Genomic DNA, 19,044 nt, shown 5'->3' with positions numbered 1-19,044 from the left:
AACTGGTCCCGCCCGGCCGCATCCGCGATCGTGTCGATCACCTCGTCGGAAAAGATTCCGGTGTTCAGGGCCCGCATCGGCTCATGGGGCGTAACGGTCAGGCGGCGGCTCATCCGGGTCAGGTGCCACTTCATCCACGGATCGGCGGTCTTCGTGAGCCGGTCGAGCGCCGCGCGCAAGGTCAGCCCTGAGTCGAAGAGACCCGACAGCGAGACAATCAGTAACGCCGCGCGCAGATCGCGCCGGTTGCGCCACATGAGGGGGACACTGTCGAGACGGTTGCGCAGCTCACCCGTCCAGCGCCGCAGCGTCCAGAAGTAGCCGAAGACCGCACCAAACGTGAGCGCACCGGTCAGCCACCAGTACCGGTAGCAGAACGTGTCGACGGCGTAGAGAAACCGGCCGAACGGGAACCACTCTTCGAGCGGTTTGAAGTCCAGCACCGCCGGGAAAATCTCTCCCCCGAACATCATGCAGAATGCGTACAGGTAGACGATTATCATCGCCGGGTAGGCCATCTGCGTCGACGTGGTACCCGACAGGATCCGCTTGGCGTTAGCGGCCATCTCGGCGAGTTCGAGACCGCGTACCGCCGCATCCTTCAGCGTCGCCGCCCCGGCGAGCTCGAGGAGCGCGTACTCATCGGTCGGAATGAACGGCTTCATCGCGGTAGCGAAGTCGTCGCCCTGCTGCATGCGTCTCGCGACCGCATGGAACACGGGCCATGCGAACCCCTTGCGCCCACGATGCCGCTTTTCGAGCACGGTCAGCCGCTCGAGCAGCGTCTCGCGGTTACGCACGCCCTTTGACGCAACGACATCAAGGCGCGTCTCGCGATAGAAGGTTTCACGCATCCTGCGAAAGCTGACTGTCGCAATGCGCATCCGCTCCCTGTGCGGAAGCGCCATGAAGAGCGGATAGACGAGCCACTTGATCACGACGGCATCCTCCCGTCACGATCCGCAAAAATCCGGTACTCATCAAACGGGCGCATCGAGTCGTTGATGAAGCGCGGGTCAATGATCCCGGTCGAGGCCTTGTACAGCGCGTGTTCGTAGATCGTTTTGCCCGTCATGTCCGCGTCGTTGAAACCCGTCGCACGCGTGGCGCGCCAGACTTTCTCGGCGCCGCGCCAGTCGCGCACGGCAATGCGATCGAGGAACTCGGGGCTCGGACGGAACAGCTCCATCGCCAGCGTCTGCCCCTTCGTCCCACCCGCGACCTTGCCTGCGCGCGTCACCAGTCCCTTCAGACGGCAGTGCTCGCAACCTTCTTCGTCGCGGCAGGCCATCGCCGACGTATCGAGACCAAACTTCGTCTCGAGCAGGCGCAGATCCGACTGGCTCATCACGTCGCGCGCCGGCACCTTGCAGTGCGGACACAGGAGTGGAATGAGCTTCTGGTTGCCGACCGCGTTCACGAATTTCTCGGAAGACACCTCATCCATGGGCAGCTGGAGACGCCCGCCCGCGAGGCGCATGAACACACCGATCGCGCTATCCGCGTGCAAGGTCGTGCGGACCGGGTGGCCTGTCAGCGCCAGTTCGGTCACCAGCGCCGCCATCACGGCGTCGCGGATTTCCGTGACGGTCAGGTCATCGGGGTCCATCCGCATGAGCGTGCGGATCACTTCCGCGGCTTTGCGGCTCGCATCCTCTTCTGACTCGTCGGGACGATGGGGGATCGAAATTTCAGACAGCCACGGATTCGGAAATTCGGCCGGCTGGCTGACCGCGTACTGCTTGCGCAGGTCGCGCGAGGTCATCATGTACGACAGCGCGCGCAGCAGCGTTGATTTGGCCGAGCCCGTTTCGCCGCTGAGAATCGTGACGCCACCGCTCACATTGCCAAGCGCCCTGATGATCTTCAGCTGGCTGGTTTCGAGCCCCATCTGCTCAGGCATCAGAACCTTGTAGTGCCTGAAATTGCCATCCAGCAGACGCAGGCCAACGTCGAACCCACCGACCAGGGGCGAACTCTGCCAGCGCAGGTTGACCACGTCCGTCTGCACAACGAGCGGAATCATCGCGGACTGCGGCGCGTTCGGCTGGAACGTTTCGGCAGAATTCGTATTGCGCTGTACAAGGTCCTGGTACGAGGCCGACAGCGCACGACGCACCAGCGCCTTGGGCATGTGGCGGTACGTGTACAGGTCGCCATGGACGCGAAAGCGGATTTCAACTTCATCGTTGAAATCCCGATACTCGTAATGACCGTCACTCGCGCCGTAGCCGTGTGCCGCTTCGATCACGTCACGGAACATGCCGATGGCGCGGGACGCTTCGGGAATGACGGCCGTGGACCGGTTCCTGTCGGTGCCGTAGATCGCAGCGATGACCTCTTCCGAGGCGACCATTTCTTCCCGCACCGCGATGTCCGCACGGGCGAGATCTTTCAGATACGTCGAGTAAAGCGCCATCTCGCGAAACTCGCGCGTGGCAACGACGATGGCGACACCCGCCTGCAGGTCCACTGCCACAAACCGGCGACGGGCAGCATCGGTGATCCGAAGCGCCGCGTCCGGCCCGCGCTCGCACAGGATGCGCTTGAACGTCAGCGATTCAGCGGAGACGAGCTGCGGAAGGCCGGCCGGGATAACCTCGACGTCGTGCGCCGCAAGCTCGGTCACCAGTTCTTCAGCAACAGTGCTCCGATGTTCGGAAGGTTCGTCGTCACCTGTAGGGTCGACAGATGCAGTGGGTGCCGTATGGCTCGTCGTGCCGACGTCAACGGCCGCCCGGTCCCCCACCGCTGACGATTCACGGATAGCGGTCGCACCATCCTGATCGGTGTTCTGCCTGTCGTCAGCGCGCTCATCCTCATACGCGTCAGCGGGCACCGGCGCCGGCACAGATGCAGATGCAGATGCGGATACCGGTGCCACTTCATGATTGCCAGCATCCCACGCGTCGACATCCGTGATATCGCCGTCACGCAGGCGCATACCCAGCGTCACATGCTGGGGATGAACGGGCTTGACTGGCTTGCTCGTTGTTTTGAAGCGCGGCTCGTCATCCGGCACAGGCACGTGTCCGCCCGCGATCGGCATGCTGTCCACGGAAGAAGCACCTGGCTCACGGAAGCTGCTGCGCCAGCCCTTGAGGCGGCCAAGAATGCCGCGGCTTTCCGGCTCGGCGTTTTCGTAGTTCGAGAAAAGCGACATGTTATTGGCCTGGTCTGGATATCGGTGCAGGGTTAAACGCCGCGCCGGGCGGCAGCGGACCGCCAAGGTCGTTGAGTGCCCTCAGCGCTGGCGAGGATGTGGGATCGGTGCTGGCGCTGGTGCCCGCGATCGGTTCGGTCCACGGCTTTCCTTTTCCCTCCGTGACCGTGACGAGGTAGCCATCCACCTTCGTGACCTTCCAGCCATTGATCAGATCGGAACCGACGGGCGCGGGATAGATCGCATTGCGGTATTCGTAGAGCACGTACATCGCGCTACCGTCCCTGTAAGCGCCAACGAATGAGACGCGCTCGGCGCGTCGCACCGGCTCGGTCTTGACGGCGGGCACCACGACGGGTTTCGCAACGGGTGCACCAGCTACCGGCGAGGACAGCGCCGGCGCGCCCGCTCCAGGCGATGCTCCCTCGCCCTCAGCCTTGAGTTTGCGCACGACCTTGTCACGCGAGAGCTGGTCGATATCGTCCAGCGTGAGATGCGGCGTCTCGGCGTGCGCGGCAATGACGCCCAGCGCGCAGGCGAGGCCGACGAGACGTCTAGTCCTGAACATAATATTTACCCTTCGCAGTGAAATGGATGCCAACCTCGCCTTTGGTGCGCAGCTCGACGGTGAGCGTGTCGAGCGACATGCTCGGCGGGAGCTTCGAGAGCAGAACCGCCTGCCACCGGTATCCGTCGATCTGCCATTGACCCTCACGGATCATGTGCGGGATCGCGCCGGCGCCCGGCGTGCCGGGCTGTGCCGCGACAAGCGGATGCGTTGGCTGCAGCCTGACCTCGTATCCATGACTGTCGAGATCGAACGGCTTGACCGAGAGCTTCTGTGCCGGGGTCTGCAACATGTCGATAAGCGCCTGCTCTGACGGCCACGATTTCGCTGCCTGGACCTGGACTGCCCCGACTCTCGGCACCGCGGCTCCGCGCGTGCTGAGATGCTTGCCATCAGGGTCGAACGTGATCGGTCGCATGGATGCGGGCGCCGCGGCATCGAACCCGGCGAACGTGCCGCCCTCGCGCGTGTAGGTGATCGAACAGAAGCCCGTGGCCGGGCATTGGGCCGACTCGATCAGCCATCCCTCAGTGATGCTCTCCTTCGCGCCGACCTGCGACAGCAGAAGCGGCGCAAGTTTCGACGCGAGCGGGGCCTGACTTGAAAACGTCTGTGAAACCGCCTTGACGTACTTTTCCTGAAGCGTCTCCTGATGCGGCGGCGGAGGCGGTGGTGAGAACGCATCGAGCGCCTGCATCGTGATGAGGACCACAGCGACCACGATCACCGTGACGGGCACGAGCGTGGGAATGGCGAGCGGCATCTTCTGCACACGCCCGGCCTTCTTCTCGCCGAGCAACGCGAGCGCCATGAAGCTTTCGTCCACGTCGCCGATATTTGCGCCACTGCCGAGCGTGACGAGCCACAGGTTCTGCTTCAGACACTCCTGCTCGATGGCAAAGCGCCGGTCACCTACATCTGCGGGCGTGAGCACTTCATCGGTCCGTACCGCGCCGCGCACGACAAATACGAGGTGCACGCGCTGCCCATCCTGCAGGAGCACGAGGGCTGCTGGCAGTGCCTTGATGCGCGCGTTCTGCGCGATGCGGGCGGCGCCCGAGTAGAGCTTCGCGCCTTGATAGTCGCTCGACTCCGGCGCGGCAAAGCCACCGATCGTTTCAGTGCCGACCTTGTACTCGACGTACTGCGTCGCAGCGAAATCGTCGGCGTATCGACGGCGCTCAGCCCGCGCTCCCTTGACGGGGTAGGCGCGCCAGTCGAGACCGAAGATCAGTCTCGCCTTACTGTTGCCCGGTAGCGGTTCAGTGATGTACATACCCGCCACTCACATCGACGGCACGACGGTGGCGGTGAGCATGACAATCTGGAAGGTACGCGCCTTGCTCCAGTTGCCGGTCAGACCCGCGATACCTGTATTGGTCGTGCCACTCGACTGATCCGTGACAGCGCCGTACAGCACGACCGTCTGGCCATCGGCGAGTGCCACGATCTGGTCGTCCTTCTGGCCTACCGTGTGCGCCAGTTGGATCTGCTGGAGCGTCTGGCCAGACCCCGCGGTCGCCGCTGTGAACGGGCCGTTGAGTTTCGAACTGTCGCTCCAGTACGCCAGCACAATCTGGTTGTGGTCATTGACCGCGGGCAGAACGTTCACGAAGTCCCCGGTCGTCACGGTGCCAGGCGTCAGTCCCGGTACGCCGCCGGATGTTGCCGTGAGCGAACCTGCCGAGGGTGACGTCGAGCGCAGGTAGTCGTCACTCTGGAACGACGCGATCGAAACGGGCAGCCCGTTGAGCGTCATCTTGGTGACGGTGTTGTCCTGCACGGTTCGGCCATACTGGTTGAGCGCATTCATGACAGCGTTCGTGCCGGAGAACGGCGCGTCGGGCCGCAGCACCGACACGCCGACCGTGCCGCCGCCCGAGGAGAGCGACGTCGGCGACACAAAGCTGACCGCATACTTGGCGAGGCCGCCCTGGATGCTGGTGAACACGACATCGGCATTGACGCCGGCCTGACTACCCCTGTTCAGTGCGATCTGCAGGGTGCGCACGCGGATCGCGACCTGACGCGTCGAGATCGCGTTCTCGTGCTTGAGAATTTCTCCCATGCGGTCGGCGGCTTCCTTGGTGTCGTAGACCATCACGAGCCGGCTCTGCGGATTAACGACCACGTGGCCCATCGGCGTGCGAACCTTGTTCAGCTCATCCGTGATGATCTGAATCTGGTCAAACTCACCCGTGCGGCCGGTCGACGTCGTAGCCGAAAACGAACCGGTGTTGCCGCCGGAACCGCCCGAACTGCCGCCGGACTGATTCCCGGTCGACGTGTCCATCCCCTTCGACATGTCTGACTTGATCGACACCTTCCCTGGAATCGCAGCGATCTGGTACATCCGGGTCACAAAGCGCGAGATGTTGATGGACGACCCGTCGAACGACCAGTCGAGACCGAGGTCATCGGTCACACCACGCAGATACTGCCCCACACGACCATTGAACGGCTGCGTATAGATCGGCTCTTCGGAAGTCTTGGCGCCTGGGCCGACGCCACCGCCAGTCGTCGACGACTTGCCGTCACCGGAAGTCTCGCGTGGAATCAGCGAGTCGCGGGGAACGAACACATCGGGACTCAGGTGAACCGGGTAGCCGGTAGCGCTGGACACCAGCGTCGCGATCTTGCGAATCGGGAGGTTGGCCGGGAACGTCACGACCTTGTCGCGAAACACAGCAGGCAGAGTGGCGTCATAGGCAACCGGCACAAGACGGTCGCCGAGGAATGCCGTCGGCACATCCTCAACGAGCGGCATCGATTGCGGGCCGTCACCCACAGCTGCGGCCATCGTGCGGTTTGCCGCATCGTAGGCGCTATTCACATCGGACTGGCTGACCGCGCAGCCTGTAATCGTCAGGGTGGCGGTGACGGCCACTGCGAGCCGCATCGGAAGATAACGCATGGTGTTAGTCCTTGCAGTTGGCCGCGCGCGCGACGACGCGGATGACCTTGTTGGTATGCCGGCACACACGGGTCGGGGTGCGCATGTGATTGGTCGCCTGCATGACCTGGGTTAGCACCGAGGTGAAGTCGCCCGAGAACGTCGCGTTGAACTCGAGCGGCAGATCGTCGTCGATCTTCCAGGCCAGTTGCCACCCCTGCGTCTGAAGCCAGCGATCCAACGCGTTACGGAGATTGATGTCCTGAGGGGTGATCGCGAGCGTCAGGTCTCCCGCGGGAGCGGAGGGCACACCGGGCAGTACCACGGGAGCGACGGCCAATGACGGCGCTGCAGCGCTGTTCATCGGAGCCTTGACCAACGGCGCGCTGGCCAATTGCGCGCCCTGCTCCGCCGCCGCGGACGAAGCTGAAGCGGCGGCCGGTGCCGCGAGGATCTGCCAGTCATCACCGCCGTTCGGCTGGCGGATCTCATTTGCGGCCGCACACCAGGTGGCAAAGCCCGCAAGCGCGAGTGCCGCCAGGATCCTTGCGATGGGGCCCGTGCGACGGTAAGTTGGAATCGTCAGGTTCATGTCAATGTTCTCAATGCCCCGCGCGCTGCAGGCGTCGGTAAATTAGGTTGGCGTAGACAAGCTGCTTGTTAGTCGAGCGTGCGTTGTACGCACCCACAGCTTTCCAGGTGGGGCCAAACTCCCTGATGTTGGAGGCGAGAATCCACGTACCGACGTAGGCGTTCACGCACGCATTGAACAGGTGCTCCCGCCTGATGCCATAACGCGCGAGCTTCGGCAGCCACGACGAGTTGATCTGCATGAGGCCGATGTCCTCGGAACCGTCGCTGTTCATCGCTGTCGCGTCGGCCCGCATGCCGGATTCCTGTTGCGCGATCGCGCGCACGAGCTGCGAGTTGATATGGCGAAACGTCGCCGCGTCGTCGAGACAGTCGGCGTGACAGGGCGCTACGGCTGCGACACCGGCCAGCAGCGCGACACACGTCAGGCGCGTCATGACTTCGCTCCGGTTGTCGCCAGCGCAGCGCCGGGCGCCGAATGCTCTACGTACTTCACGTCATGGCGCCGCGTCACATTGACGGTATTGCCATCAGCCGTGACGATGAACTGTTCCGACGTACCCTTGAACTGGTAGTACCTGCCCTTCTGCACACCTGATCCGAGGTGATGCACATCGGCGACCGTGACCTGGACGACCGACTCGGCAAACTTGAAGTACGTCTCCCCGTCCTTGTCGAACACGGCTTCAAGCCGCGCCGGACTTGCCGCGTCGAAGTCGTAGACGGTGGCGGCTGTGCGCTCCATCTCGACGCTCGACACGCCGTTAGACACCACAAAGCGCGGTGCCCGCTCGATCGTCATGACGCTGGTCGCGTCATCCCACTTCTGGCGAAGCGATCGGCCGTCCGTGCTCGTGAACGTCAGCTCCTTCGGCGGCTTCGCAGCAAAACGGATCTGAGTGTGCGTGTCATCGCCATCCCGGATCGCCTGCGCGCCAAAGTTCTGCGCGAGCAGCGACGGCTGGGGCGCAGCGGTCGTAGTCGTCGCGACAGCCGTCACGGTTGTGCTCTGCGCGCCGGCCGCGTAGTTGAGCGCCGCGGACTTCGGCGCCTCGCGGCGCAGACGCACGTGCCGCGCGCCGAAATCGACGTCGGCATACAGACCCGACTGGGTCATCAGCTGATCAAGGGCCTGCAGCCAGTTTTCACCCGGGCGCGTCGCAAATCCCGACTGGTTGTTGAGGTCCACATCCTTCTGCGCCGATCCAGTCCACCCCTGCGGCACAAGCGCCTTGACGAGGTTGGCCACAGGCATCGTTGCCTTGAGCTCGCGCACAGGTTCGAGCGCGCCATGCGAGCCGATGAGAATGAGCCGGTTGGTAAAACCGTCGAACGCAGCGGGCTGATCGTCGCGCAGGGCTGCGAGCGCGCCAGAGCCACCGATGAAGTGGTTTGCCCGGGTCCAGCGCGCGACTGCGCTGTGACCCGCCACCTTGTAGCTGATGGTCTCAGGCGTACCGTCGACGACAACGTATGGACCCTCGTTGTGACCACCGTCCGCAGTGATGACCTGCCCTGCCCGAGGCTGGATATAGGTCTTGCTGCCATCGTTAAAAATCAGTGCAGGCCGCTCGGTGATACCGCCCATGATTTCGTAGTCGAAATCGAACGGATCAGTGTTGGCCGCAAGCACCGACGGCCCCACCAGGAGGCACAGGCATGCAATGGCAAAGGGAGAGACGATGCGCATCAAAGGCCCGCTTCGATCTGGTTGAGGTGGCGCACGAAACGCGAGAGGTACTGCTGACCCGGCGTCGGATTCGCGCTGTGGTAGTACGCGATCGCCTTCGCGACCGAGTGCGTTTTGCGATAGTTCTCGTTGAGAATGTCTTCGGCCACGCGAATGTTGGTGGCTGGCGCCAGTGCATCCCAGGGCGATGCGAAGCGCTGCCTGTGATAGCCCCAGTTCACCTGCATGATGCCGACGTCGAAGTCGCTCCGGCCGGCGCCGATCAGGCTCCGGATTGCCTGATACGCATCCTCGCGCGTGCGAAAAAACAGACCACGACCCGCGACATTCAGCGTCCACGGCCACGCGCGTCCGTTCAGACCCGACTCGTTCAGGGCGATCCCGGCGAGTACTTTCGCGTCAACGCTTGTGCGCATCAGATCGAACGGCGTTCGCGCGCTGGCACACGCCCAGCCGCCCCGGCCTTCGGTGATCGCAGCCTGCGCGTCATCGTCCAGTCGGGTGGGCTCTAACCAACCCTTCTCAACGAGTAGGCGCTCGAGCGCAACCGTCCGCGAATCGATCGACACGGTCATGCCGGTCTGCGGATTGCTCGTCACGACCTGACCAACGAGCGGTGTCGCCCATGAGGTGAACGCGTCCAGGCCGCAGTAAAAGACCGGCTTGCCGTCGAGCGACGCAAGCTCGCGTGCGCCGTCGCCGGCGACCACGAAGTTCACGGGGCTGATTACCGCCGCGATGGTGGCAGCCTCAGTGAAGCTGGCTGTACTGGCAGCGGCAGCCAGTGCGATCGTCGCGAGCAGGTGCCTATTCACGATAGGGCTCCAGATGGATGTCGCGATTCACCTTGATCATGAAACGCTTGCCCCAGTTGGTCGTGATCGTCGGGGGGATGTTCTGGTAGCGGTTCAAAATCGACTGCGCGGTCGTTGCGGCCACCTGCCCTGCCGTACTCCCAACCTGCGTCACGCCGAGCGGACCTGTCGTCGTTGACGTATCGCCGCCGTCAAACTTCCGGATGAGAATGGCCGTCAGGAACGACGTGCCGTAGATCTTGAGGAAGTGGCTATTGACGTCCCCCGAGAAGCCCGCCCACCCATTCGTGTCGGCACCCTGCGCGCCGTAGAGCGGCACCTGTTTGCCATTGGGCAAACGCAGTTCAGTGGCCGCGACCAGAATGCTCTCCTGCCCGGGCTGGATGTCGCTCGCGTACGGCGCAGTAATCGTCGAGCCCTTGGGAATCATCAGGCAGTCGCCGCGGATGCTGTCGTACACGTCCTCATCGACAACGAGCGCCGCAGTGCCGGGACGATCCGAGTTCAGCGCCTCAATCGTCAGCACAGGAATGTGATGTGGCGGCGACAGGGTGCACCCTCGCGACTGACCAACGAAACCAGCGCTAAGAAATCCTTCCCCTGATGCTGATTGCGCTTTGGCGTCGTTGAGGAACTGGTTGTCCCGCGCCTGCGAAGACGGCTGTGCGGCAGGCGCACCGAGTTTGCCCGTGAGGGCCGCAGTCTGCGCACTGACGGCGCCCATCGCCGCCTGTTGCGCCGCCGCCTGCTGGAGAGCCATCTGCTGGGGCGTGATCAGCCCGGCCTGCGCGAGCGCAGACGGCTGGCCCTGATCCTTGAGTTTTACGCCCGGCCGGAAGATTGGCGCCGCGTAGAGGGAATCTTCCTTCGCTTCAGCGGCCAGCTTCGACACTTTCTGGTCGTTCACGAAACCGTCCATGGTGAGCGAGGGTTTCGACGCGTCGCTCGCTTGCGGCGTTGACGCAGCACGTGCCTGGGCCGCGGCTGCTGCGCGACGCGCTGCCGCCTGCTGATCCGCAATGATCTTGTCGACGTCTTCGGTGTTGTGGCTTTTATCGACGACCTCGGCCGCCTTTGATGCCTTAAGCAGTCGCGCCTCTTCGGCTGCGTCGTTGCTGGCCTTGACCTGGTAATAGAAGCCGATCGCACCGATCGCGACGGCGGCGATTGCACCCACGCCGAGCAGCGCGTTACGGGGCGATTTTCCTTTGACGATTGCGGCCTGATCCGAGGTCGGCTGCGCGTTCTGGTTTGCCATGGCCGGGCTCAGAAACCGAAGATGCCGCGGCGGCCGCGGGAGACTTTCACTTCATCGTTGCCGGCACGCAGCACGATCTCGTTGGCCATCTGCTGGACGACCAGATACTGCCCGCGACGGATGAAGTTCGGGCTCACGATATCGCCGTGGTCCTTCACGACCGGCACCGCAAAAGGGGCATCAGACGGCAGGCGCAACCACACGAAATGGCCGTCATCGAACACGGCCTCCGGCTTGAACGGTGCCGAGCCCGACACGGTGTAGTCGAAGTTAAGCTTGTCCGGAGACACCCCGATCGGCCCCGAATCCGTCACCGAACGCCCCGCCCCGTCCTCGCCGGCGGACGGATCGCCCCCGCCGTCGCGCTCCTGACGCGCGCGCACTTTCGCCATCAGCGACTGCGGGTAACGGAACCGGACTGTCTGATAGAAGAGTCCACCCAGCGGTGACGAGACGAGCGTCATGTCGTACTCGCGCTGGTTCGTGGTGAGGTGCATGGTGTTCACGAGGCCCGGTTTCGTCGGCTTGACGAACACGTGGTTCGCACCGTCCGTGTCGACGACCCACTGGATCGAGTCACCCAGCGCCGGGTCCGCGACAAGCGACTCACCCTGCGCCAGCTCAATCGTCGTCGTCTTCAATGGCGCGGTCATCACCCTGAAAATCTGGTCCCGGCTGTACGGGAACACAGCCATCCGTGCGTCCCCCGGCATCGTCAGGGGGTCAGTGCCGCTGTTGTATGGGTTGACCGGGCTCATCGGGTCGCCGAGCAGATTGGCGATGTCCTGCGATGCGGTTGACGGCATCGCGCCGGGTTTTGCCGCGAACGTCGGCAGGCACACCAGCACGCATGCAATCGCGCCGGCCAGCGAAGTCAGTCGATGGTGTAGGTGCGTCATGACGTCTTCTGCAGATTGGTGAACGGATAGAAGATGCCGTACGGATTAGCCGTCAGGGCGTCTTCGGAGGTTGGCGGCACGATCTGGTAGCGCCAGGTCAACGCGTACTTCTGGACGACCGGTTTCGCGGTCGGGCTGTCCGTTGTGCTCGTAGTGAATTCGACAATCGCCGTTGAGTCCTCGAGCAACGAGACATTCGTGACCTTCACTTCGCGCACCAGCTTCGGGTTGGCGGTGATCGCCTGGAACGGCGCGTCCTCCTTGAGCCAGGTACCGAACTGGTTGCGTGCATTGCCCACCATCTGTGCCTTCACGGCGTTGATGTTGCGGGCCATGCGGGAGTTCTCGAGGCTGTCGGTCAATACCGGCTCGATCGTGTACCAGCGCTCGACCGAATCCTTCATTGAGGTTCGGAGCGCCTGGTCTTCCGGCTTGTATGCTGCGAGTTGTGTCAGGACCGGATGTCCGGCCACATCCGACGACACGCCGTAGGACTTAACGACAGACGGCGGAGGATTACGGGTCCAGACAGCGCCACCCGCAATGAAGGCGAGCACGAAGCACAGCGTCTTCCAGTGGTTCGCCTCGACGCGCAGCCGCGTACCGCGATCGAAAATGATCTTCTCCGGGTCCTCTTCCGAGTACACGCCGGGCGCGGTAGCAAGCGCGATCTGTTTTTTGCTTCTGAAGAAACGCATGACGGACTATCCAATTGGGCCGACTCAATTGGAGCAGCGCCACAGGCAAGGACGTCATGCAAAAGAGATGTGATTTTTGAGCGCTTTCCCGATACACCATAGGACGAGTCCCCAATCGGTCGGTGCGCATAATCCATTAACCGCCCTTAGCCGAAATGACCCACAAAATGACCAAGCTTTCGGACTTAAGCGCCAACCGATGATTTGATAAAACTTATCACCGCCCGGATCACGTGTTGCACACCTTGCACAGCATTACCCGAGATCGAATACACCGATTTTTTATCGAATAATCAATAGGTTCGCGTGAGACCGGCTTGAAAACAGTTCGTCCAGTGCGCGTAACTAGTTACGCGCTGTGTTTCACTTTCAGCAACAATGCTCACGACGATGCACTCCGCTTGCGCTCAGGCAGCAATAAACCAGAGCCATCGCAGGGGCAGGCATCTACACATCTAGTTGGCGCAGTGGGATGACTAGTTGTTGACGTGCTTGACTTGATGTCAACGCAGGATAGGTTCGACTACGACATCCGATCCGAAGCCTTCGAATGCTAAACAGAACAATGAACTCAAACAATGAACTCGACCGCCGCACGGCGGCGATCGCGCACGCGAGGTTGCGGACAGACTCAGCATCAGCCGTCATGCTTGGCCGATTCTACGAAGATCTGTTGCAGCGCAAGTTGTGGGGCTCCCAGGCTTCGCTCGCCGCTGACCTGGGCGTTTCTGCGGCGCAGGTGTCCCGGGCTCGTGCGGCCGCGAGGCTCCCGGGCGAAGTCATTCAGGCTCTCGAAAACGGGGGCGGCGGCATAACTGTTCGCAAAGCCCGGGCCATTGAACGACTTATCGAAGCACTTGGGACTGCTGTCGTACGGCAGAATGCTCGATTGCTGCGTCAGGCCTCGCGTCTAACCGTGGACGCTTTCATAATGGCCATAATCGATGCGCGGAAAGACGGTGGTGCGCCGCTAGTACGATTGGTCGCAGACGAGCGATCCATGCACATTCGCATCGAATCGCCAGAAATTCGGCGGCTATTCCCGCATATCGCCAGGCTTGAAGGATTTGTCTCTACCGCCGTCCGGCTTGTGCTAGAGGCGGATTAGGTCGACGGTATCGATCAGGGTGGTCGATTGCCCGAGTCTGCATCGAACCAAACGCGCCTCGCGTGCTAATCGCTACGCTCGCACGTCGTCGTCACGCCTTCGCGTTCACCCGGCCCGAAATCGTAGCGCGCAACCAACCCGTGAAGGCCGTCCGCTCGACTGCATCTTTGAACGTCGCAGTTTCTTTCTGATAGGTCTTGCCCTTGCCACCATCAGCGAGGTATGCCTCGGCCAATTCCCGTCGCTCGTCTTGGGAAAGCGCTTTGATGGCTGCCGTCGTCTGCTTGGCTCGTGCATCCGCTGCGTCTTCGCGCGCCCTCTCCTTCTCGCGCTCGGCTGATGCCTCTTTCTTCTTCTGCGCTTGCTCGCCATTAACCTGGGCCATGTCAATGTCGCTACCCTTTTCGAATACAGTCCGCGCGTAACCACCAGCGCTACCCTTGATCTGCTTCTTCCGAGCACGTTCCTCGACGTATATCGCGGTTTTCAGCGCCCGCTCAGGCTCTTGCTGAATCCAACTTATCGCCAGTCGGTCGCCTATGCCTAACGCAGTCAGACGCTTAAATGCATCGGATTCCCGAATTATTCTCTGGTCTTCATCTTCACTGCCATCGTAGACGGACCGCTGTGGATTGTCCTCAACAAGAAAACGGATCTGTACAACCCGCCGAGCTTCACGTTTGTATTCCGGAGTAACAATGATATTTGAAACTTGATTGATCTCCTGCACAGCCTTTTTTATGACTTCGCTCGAAAAGTGCTTGAACTCATCGTACATGCTTGCGTCGGCACCTAAGAGCCGGCGCCAGGTATCTACCGAAATCCACCCGGTCGAACCGGTGCGCTTAAAGCGCAAACAGTTCTCGTAAAGCGCGAGGGCATATCCGCCACTGAACTGCCGCTGGACGTTGATGTTGATGAGCGTATAGATGTCGGGGTTCGCTAACTTTTGGGCCAGCCAGTCGCTGTACTCATACGAGCAGACGCCGTTCTTGATACCCGCGTAGCCGATCAACGGAGAAGCGTCCCAGTCTGACTTGCCACCTTCGTGCAGAAGGTCGAAGGAGATGGGGGTCGACATCACCTTGAGAAGTGCTCGCTTAAGCGCATCGGTGTTCTTGCTGTCGAATCCAAGCATCGTACATAAGATTCCAACCGGCAGCTTGTGAGTCTTCTTGGTCAGGAGTTCATCGAAAGCGTTGAGCAGCAAGACGTTAACAATCTTGCGTTCGAGGAGTGAGAGCTCGCCGCTCACGTGTACTGTCGCAACGTGTTTTCGCAGCTCGCTTGCAGGGAGAACGGGTTTGATATTCGGCATTCTGTCTCCGAGATTGGAGACGATTGTAGAAGCTAAAAGTCATATTTTCAACCCGACCAGCATGACTTTAACTAGGCGCGCCCCATAGACCATGACCTTTGCGTTCACTGCAGCACGATCTTGACCTTGGCAGCATTGGACAACCGCCCCACAAACCATGACTTTTGCTCCACCGTTCTAAGATACAGCGAAGAAACCGTCCCTCTTTCTGCCTCAGCTGATTCCAAAGCGCCCCATAAACCATGACCTTACGTTGGCCGCGTTCCGAAAGTTGCCCCACAAAAGGTGACCTTTCCGCTTTTGACATCGAGAAAGCGCCCCATAAACCATGACCTTTTGTCGCCAGTACTCGCCGCGGTCGACCCATAAACCCTGACCTTTCGACGTAACCACTCGTTCTGCTCGCCCCATAGACCCTGACTTTTCCCGGCCGAAGCCACTTCGCAGCAAACGCACAGGTCAATGCTCGGGCAACCCCACAAACCCTGACCTTTCCCTTAGATCCAACTCGTTGGGCCGGTTTCGCCCGCAGGTCGGCCAAGAAAACAGTTGAACGTATGGGATAAAACGCCCTATTTGACTGGCATTCAACGTAAGCGAGCGCTCACTTGCGGCCGCGTTGAAGCGGCAAAAGTCAGGATCTGTGGGGAACCCATAGGCTCTGCCGCCCCCTGTCCGCAGTCCGCTCCCCACAGACCCTGACTTTTAGCCCCATAAACCACGACTTCCTACTCTGGCTGCGGAGAACCATCGATTTGAAACCTATTTAAAATCAGATAGCTAGATAACTTTTTTAATCGTTATATCAAGTCTCCCCACGTACCCTGACTTTACCCCACAGAGCCTGACTTATGGGGCGGGTCCGGCCCCATAAACCCTGACCAATCGCCCCATAAACCCTGACCTTGCTTGGCTGTTGACCTTATCCAGCAAGGATTCCAGCACGACAAAGGTTTTAAAGTTGTTGTTTCTTTAAACACAACAACAAACCTGTTGTTGTTCTTCGGATAGAAGTTGCGCCCTGCACCCGTTGGAAGGCAACCGTCGGCGAAATATCATGACGAGATTCCGACCACGGCCGAGCCAGTAGAACTGGGCGGACTGGATCGCGGCACGTGTGCCGACTTCAATGCGAGCTGACTCCAAAGCATATGCTGCCAGCGGCGAACTGCGCCGGCTAGAACATCACCGAACAAAACTGTTAGCTAAAAGATAACTGGTAGCTACTATTTAGCGCTGTTCGTTTTGCTCCAGCGCTTCCAGCGCCCGAGCCAGCACCTCACCGAGCGGCACACCGAGTTCGTCCGCAACTTGGTAAAGCTTGGCGATCGTCTCTGCGGTAGCCTTAATGTTGATTTGCTGATTCCGGCCGGTCACGTACCGCCGAGGTTGTTTTCCACGAGGAGTCGGAGCGACCGGCTGGCGACTTGGAAAATTGTTGTCCGCGGCGATCCTGTCGATTACGTCTGGTCGGAGCGCCTTACTCTGCCGCTCCCCGGAAGTCTTGGGAGCGAAATCGGCGAGATCGTCGAGGGGATTTACGCGGGACATGTTATGCAGCCTCCGTATTTGACGCCGTCTTGTTCTGCCGCAGCGTCGCAACTACCTCGGTAGCAAACGCCTCTGCGTTCCCAATTGCCTTGTCAAGATTTGAAACTTCACGCGGATCCAGATGCGCGAGCGGTTCCCCGAACGAGAACATGGCTTTGAAAGCTTCTCGTTCGTTAAGCTCCGTTGCGAAGACCGTGATTCCTGCGTCTGCGAAAGCTGTATTGATGTGAGCCATGGTCCGCGTTCGAATAATCGGACTGGTGCGTGTGAGTAAGACACCATAGGGAACCGGTCGCCGCGACATCTTCTCTTGCTGCTTGATGACCCGAAGGGCGCGGGACGCTTGTTTCGCATCCAGCTGCGACCCTTGGGTAGGTACGATGACGAGATCGGCCTGGCTTACGGCCAACAAAACGATTTTGGCCGCGGTCCCTTCGAGATCGACGATAACGAATGGGGTCTGGGCGGCGGCCTCTTCAATTATCTCGATCATGTTTTCTTCGTCCGCGTCGGACACAACTCGCAGTCTCTTCGGCGTATTCTCGCCGCTGGCCCAGGTATGGATCGGGTGATTCGGGTCGGCGTCCACGACCGTCACGTCGGCGCTTCGGGCAAGTTGTTCGGCAAGTACGAGGGCGGAAGTTGTTTTCCCCGCCCCACCCTTAGGGCTCACAAAGACAATGGTTGGCATGCAACTCTCCGTTGTGAGCGAGACAGAGGAGACTATCTCGCAAGATGTTAGGGGTAGCTATCGGATACCAAGAAGCTATCAGCTACGAGGAGGATACCGGATAGCTACATAGTATCCAACGGATTGCAGGCATTTGTTGTGACTTCACATCAGGTAGCTATCGGATATCTACTAGGTAGCTACCGTGAAGGCTACCTAGTAGTCCGCTTCGGCCTTCGGCGCGGGAGGAGCCATGCTGCCAGCCGTGCGATCTCGAATCGACCGGGTGGCTACTAGATAGCTACTAGAGCCGTGCGTAATAGCCGCCACTAGCCGAGGGCACGCTGCTCGCGCGGCCTTCACGCGAGGAAACTAAAGACCCATATCATTCTTAAAATTGGTAGCTATCAGGTAGCTACTGTAAAGGCCACTAATGGCTCATGCCGATCGCCGGAAAGCTACAGTTCTGACTGGATGCCGCGCGACCTAAAGTCGGATAGATAGCTACTAGAACGCTACTTAGTAGCTATCTGCGTTAGCAGGTATGGTGCTCTCTACGGAGATCGCGCAAGGGAATTGTCGATTCGTCCGGCTAGTAGACCCTAGTAGCTATCGGAGAGCTAGCTAGTAGCTACCATCAAACCTGCCTCAAACGTTGCGCACGACGTCGGAACGTTAGTGATCGCGCTCAGTGCTGCACGACCCTAAGCTAGACAGGTAGCTACTCGATAGCTACTAGCACGCTGCCTAGCAGTTGTCATAGAGATAGCACGCTGCGCTTTATGATGACTGTGCACGAAAACTGAAGGGACGTGATCTTCTCAGAATTGATAGCTATCGGAGAGCTATCAAGTAGCTACCAATGAAGCTCCCAATGAAACTCCCGGTTGCCTTGCCCCGGCGATTGGCACGCTCGGGATCACGCAGTGTCGCGCGCGACTACGCGACGGGCGGATAGCTACTCGATAGCTACTAGTAAATTGAGTCGTAGCTATCCACCCCAAGGCTACATGCTGTGCGGTAGTCCTGTGGGGGGAAACTGGAGATTCGGGACCCTTTCAAATTTCGCAGCTGTTAAGCAACTGGCGCGCTGCCTATGCGATATGCGCCGACGAACGCCGTAAGTCCCGAGCGGCTAGTGCTCGTAGGCTACCAAAGCGCCGATGGTAGCTATCCGATAGATCACCTGCACCCGAAGAGAAACGGCAAGTCATCTCTCGCCCGTAGAAGGACAGGGCCGTTGATACTAGTCAGTAGCTACCTATTCAGTATCGGATAGCTACTAGATGACCCGTGATTGCTTGGCGCTCTCGGGAGCGACGCGCGGGTCGTTCCGACAACACATGCGACCAGAGTGACCGTCGTCGTGCGCGAAGTGCAGCAACCAGCACAGAAAGAGGGACCCTGGGAGTCTTCAGAGCGGTGAGGTGGACTCCGTAGGGTCAGCCAACGGCAGTCAGTCGCGAATCGTCCCGAGAACGCTGCTACGCGATGGCTTGGCGGTTAGGCGGTCGAAAGGTTTCCTATCTTCAAAACAAACAAACGATAGGTACCAGTCAGGTAGCTGGTAGCTACCTGGTGCTGCACGCACGATGGAACCATAGGTATCCGCTTCGGCAGCCCGAACGTCAATAAAAACGATTGAAATCGAACGCCTCCAGAGCCAGTGCGACTTACCTAACAAATTCGTCTTATATACTGAATTTGAGTATTCGCCGCTGCTACCGCGCTTCGCGCGCAATTGCTTTCAGGCTGGTGGTGGTGCCACGGGGCAGGTGCGTGCATAAATCGGCCCGCCCGTTCAGCGCGCCATCGGATTTTC

The 19,044-nt window shown here is 60.4% G+C and carries 15 protein-coding genes; all 15 read right to left on the bottom strand.

Translation table 11 applies throughout. The annotated features are described in order from the left end of the window. A partial coding sequence (locus P0D80_RS45940) for a type II secretion system F family protein (protein WP_408294374.1) occupies positions 1-938 on the bottom strand: 938 nt, incomplete at its 3' end. Then, on the bottom strand, positions 935-3,163 hold the full coding sequence (locus P0D80_RS45935) for an ATPase, T2SS/T4P/T4SS family (protein ID WP_408294371.1): 2,229 nt from the start codon (positions 3,161-3,163) through the stop codon (positions 935-937). The genes P0D80_RS45940 and P0D80_RS45935, both read right to left, overlap by 4 nt. Before the next feature lies 1 nt (position 3,164). Further along, positions 3,165-3,731, bottom strand: a complete 567-nt coding sequence (locus tag P0D80_RS45930; protein WP_408294368.1) for a hypothetical protein — start codon at positions 3,729-3,731, stop codon at positions 3,165-3,167. Further along, entirely contained in the window at positions 3,718-5,007 is a 1,290-nt protein-coding gene (locus tag P0D80_RS45925) for a type IV pilus inner membrane component PilO (protein WP_408294365.1), read from the bottom strand. The genes P0D80_RS45930 and P0D80_RS45925 overlap by 14 nt, the downstream gene beginning before the upstream one ends. A 9-nt stretch (positions 5,008-5,016) precedes the next feature. Beyond that, the gene (locus P0D80_RS45920; protein WP_408294362.1) at positions 5,017-6,645 is read right to left on the bottom strand and encodes a secretin N-terminal domain-containing protein; all 1,629 of its coding nucleotides are present in this window, start codon (positions 6,643-6,645) and stop codon (positions 5,017-5,019) included. Between the two features lie 4 nt (positions 6,646-6,649). Next, a complete protein-coding gene (locus P0D80_RS45915) occupies positions 6,650-7,216 on the bottom strand; it encodes a toxin co-regulated pilus biosynthesis Q family protein (protein ID WP_408294359.1) in 567 nt (188 codons plus the stop codon). 10 nt (positions 7,217-7,226) lie between these two features. Beyond that, on the bottom strand, positions 7,227-7,652 hold the full coding sequence (locus tag P0D80_RS45910; protein WP_408294356.1) for a lytic transglycosylase domain-containing protein: 426 nt from the start codon (positions 7,650-7,652) through the stop codon (positions 7,227-7,229). After that, positions 7,649-8,905, bottom strand: coding sequence for a TrbG/VirB9 family P-type conjugative transfer protein (locus P0D80_RS45905; RefSeq protein ID WP_408294380.1), 1,257 nt, complete (start codon positions 8,903-8,905; stop codon positions 7,649-7,651). Before P0D80_RS45905 ends, P0D80_RS45910 begins: the two co-directional genes overlap by 4 nt. Next, positions 8,905-9,708, bottom strand: a complete 804-nt coding sequence (locus P0D80_RS45900) for a transglycosylase SLT domain-containing protein (protein ID WP_408294377.1) — start codon at positions 9,706-9,708, stop codon at positions 8,905-8,907. The genes P0D80_RS45905 and P0D80_RS45900 overlap by 1 nt, the downstream gene beginning before the upstream one ends. Before the next feature lie 4 nt (positions 9,709-9,712). Beyond that, positions 9,713-10,978, bottom strand: coding sequence for a TraB/TrbI/VirB10 family type IV secretion system protein (locus P0D80_RS45895; RefSeq protein WP_408294353.1), 1,266 nt, complete (start codon positions 10,976-10,978; stop codon positions 9,713-9,715). Positions 10,979-10,986: 8 nt separating this feature from the next. Next, positions 10,987-11,877, bottom strand: a complete 891-nt coding sequence (locus P0D80_RS45890; protein WP_408294350.1) for a TrbG/VirB9 family P-type conjugative transfer protein — start codon at positions 11,875-11,877, stop codon at positions 10,987-10,989. After that, on the bottom strand, positions 11,874-12,575 hold the full coding sequence (locus P0D80_RS45885; RefSeq protein WP_408294347.1) for a VirB8 family type IV secretion system protein: 702 nt from the start codon (positions 12,573-12,575) through the stop codon (positions 11,874-11,876). Before P0D80_RS45885 ends, P0D80_RS45890 begins: the two co-directional genes overlap by 4 nt. 1,199 nt (positions 12,576-13,774) lie before the next feature. Then, positions 13,775-15,001, bottom strand: a complete 1,227-nt coding sequence (locus P0D80_RS45880) for a replication initiation protein (RefSeq protein WP_408294344.1) — start codon at positions 14,999-15,001, stop codon at positions 13,775-13,777. Positions 15,002-16,231: 1,230 nt separating this feature from the next. Next, positions 16,232-16,552, bottom strand: a complete 321-nt coding sequence (locus P0D80_RS45875; RefSeq protein WP_408294341.1) for a hypothetical protein — start codon at positions 16,550-16,552, stop codon at positions 16,232-16,234. 1 nt (position 16,553) lies between these two features. Beyond that, a complete protein-coding gene (locus tag P0D80_RS45870; RefSeq protein WP_408294338.1) occupies positions 16,554-17,243 on the bottom strand; it encodes a ParA family protein in 690 nt (229 codons plus the stop codon). Positions 17,244-19,044 lie beyond the last annotated feature (1,801 nt).

Origin of the sequence: Paraburkholderia sp. RL17-373-BIF-A, assembly GCF_046030175.1 — a bacterium.
In the GTDB taxonomy this organism is placed as follows: domain Bacteria; phylum Pseudomonadota; class Gammaproteobacteria; order Burkholderiales; family Burkholderiaceae; genus Paraburkholderia.
The sequence above is the reverse complement of the archived record's forward strand: the minus strand, read 5'-3'. Positions and strand labels throughout refer to the sequence as shown.

Bases quoted from the DNA above. Each gene is read 5' to 3' on its own strand.
- P0D80_RS45875 (WP_408294341.1), bottom strand. From the start codon at position 16,552: ATGTCCCGCGTAAATCCCCTCGACGATCTCGCCGATTTCGCTCCCAAG.
- P0D80_RS45880 (WP_408294344.1), bottom strand. From the start codon at position 15,001: ATGCCGAATATCAAACCCGTTCTCCCTGCAAGCGAGCTGCGAAAACAC.
- P0D80_RS45920 (WP_408294362.1), bottom strand. From the start codon at position 6,645: ATGCGTTATCTTCCGATGCGGCTCGCAGTGGCCGTCACCGCCACCCTG.
- P0D80_RS45890 (WP_408294350.1), bottom strand. From the start codon at position 11,877: ATGACGCACCTACACCATCGACTGACTTCGCTGGCCGGCGCGATTGCA.
- P0D80_RS45910 (WP_408294356.1), bottom strand. From the start codon at position 7,652: ATGACGCGCCTGACGTGTGTCGCGCTGCTGGCCGGTGTCGCAGCCGTA.
- P0D80_RS45895 (WP_408294353.1), bottom strand. From the start codon at position 10,978: ATGGCAAACCAGAACGCGCAGCCGACCTCGGATCAGGCCGCAATCGTC.
- P0D80_RS45925 (WP_408294365.1), bottom strand. From the start codon at position 5,007: ATGTACATCACTGAACCGCTACCGGGCAACAGTAAGGCGAGACTGATC.
- P0D80_RS45905 (WP_408294380.1), bottom strand. From the start codon at position 8,905: ATGCGCATCGTCTCTCCCTTTGCCATTGCATGCCTGTGCCTCCTGGTG.
- P0D80_RS45915 (WP_408294359.1), bottom strand. From the start codon at position 7,216: ATGAACCTGACGATTCCAACTTACCGTCGCACGGGCCCCATCGCAAGG.
- P0D80_RS45935 (WP_408294371.1), bottom strand. From the start codon at position 3,163: ATGTCGCTTTTCTCGAACTACGAAAACGCCGAGCCGGAAAGCCGCGGC.
- P0D80_RS45870 (WP_408294338.1), bottom strand. From the start codon at position 17,243: ATGCCAACCATTGTCTTTGTGAGCCCTAAGGGTGGGGCGGGGAAAACA.
- P0D80_RS45930 (WP_408294368.1), bottom strand. From the start codon at position 3,731: ATGTTCAGGACTAGACGTCTCGTCGGCCTCGCCTGCGCGCTGGGCGTC.
- P0D80_RS45885 (WP_408294347.1), bottom strand. From the start codon at position 12,575: ATGCGTTTCTTCAGAAGCAAAAAACAGATCGCGCTTGCTACCGCGCCC.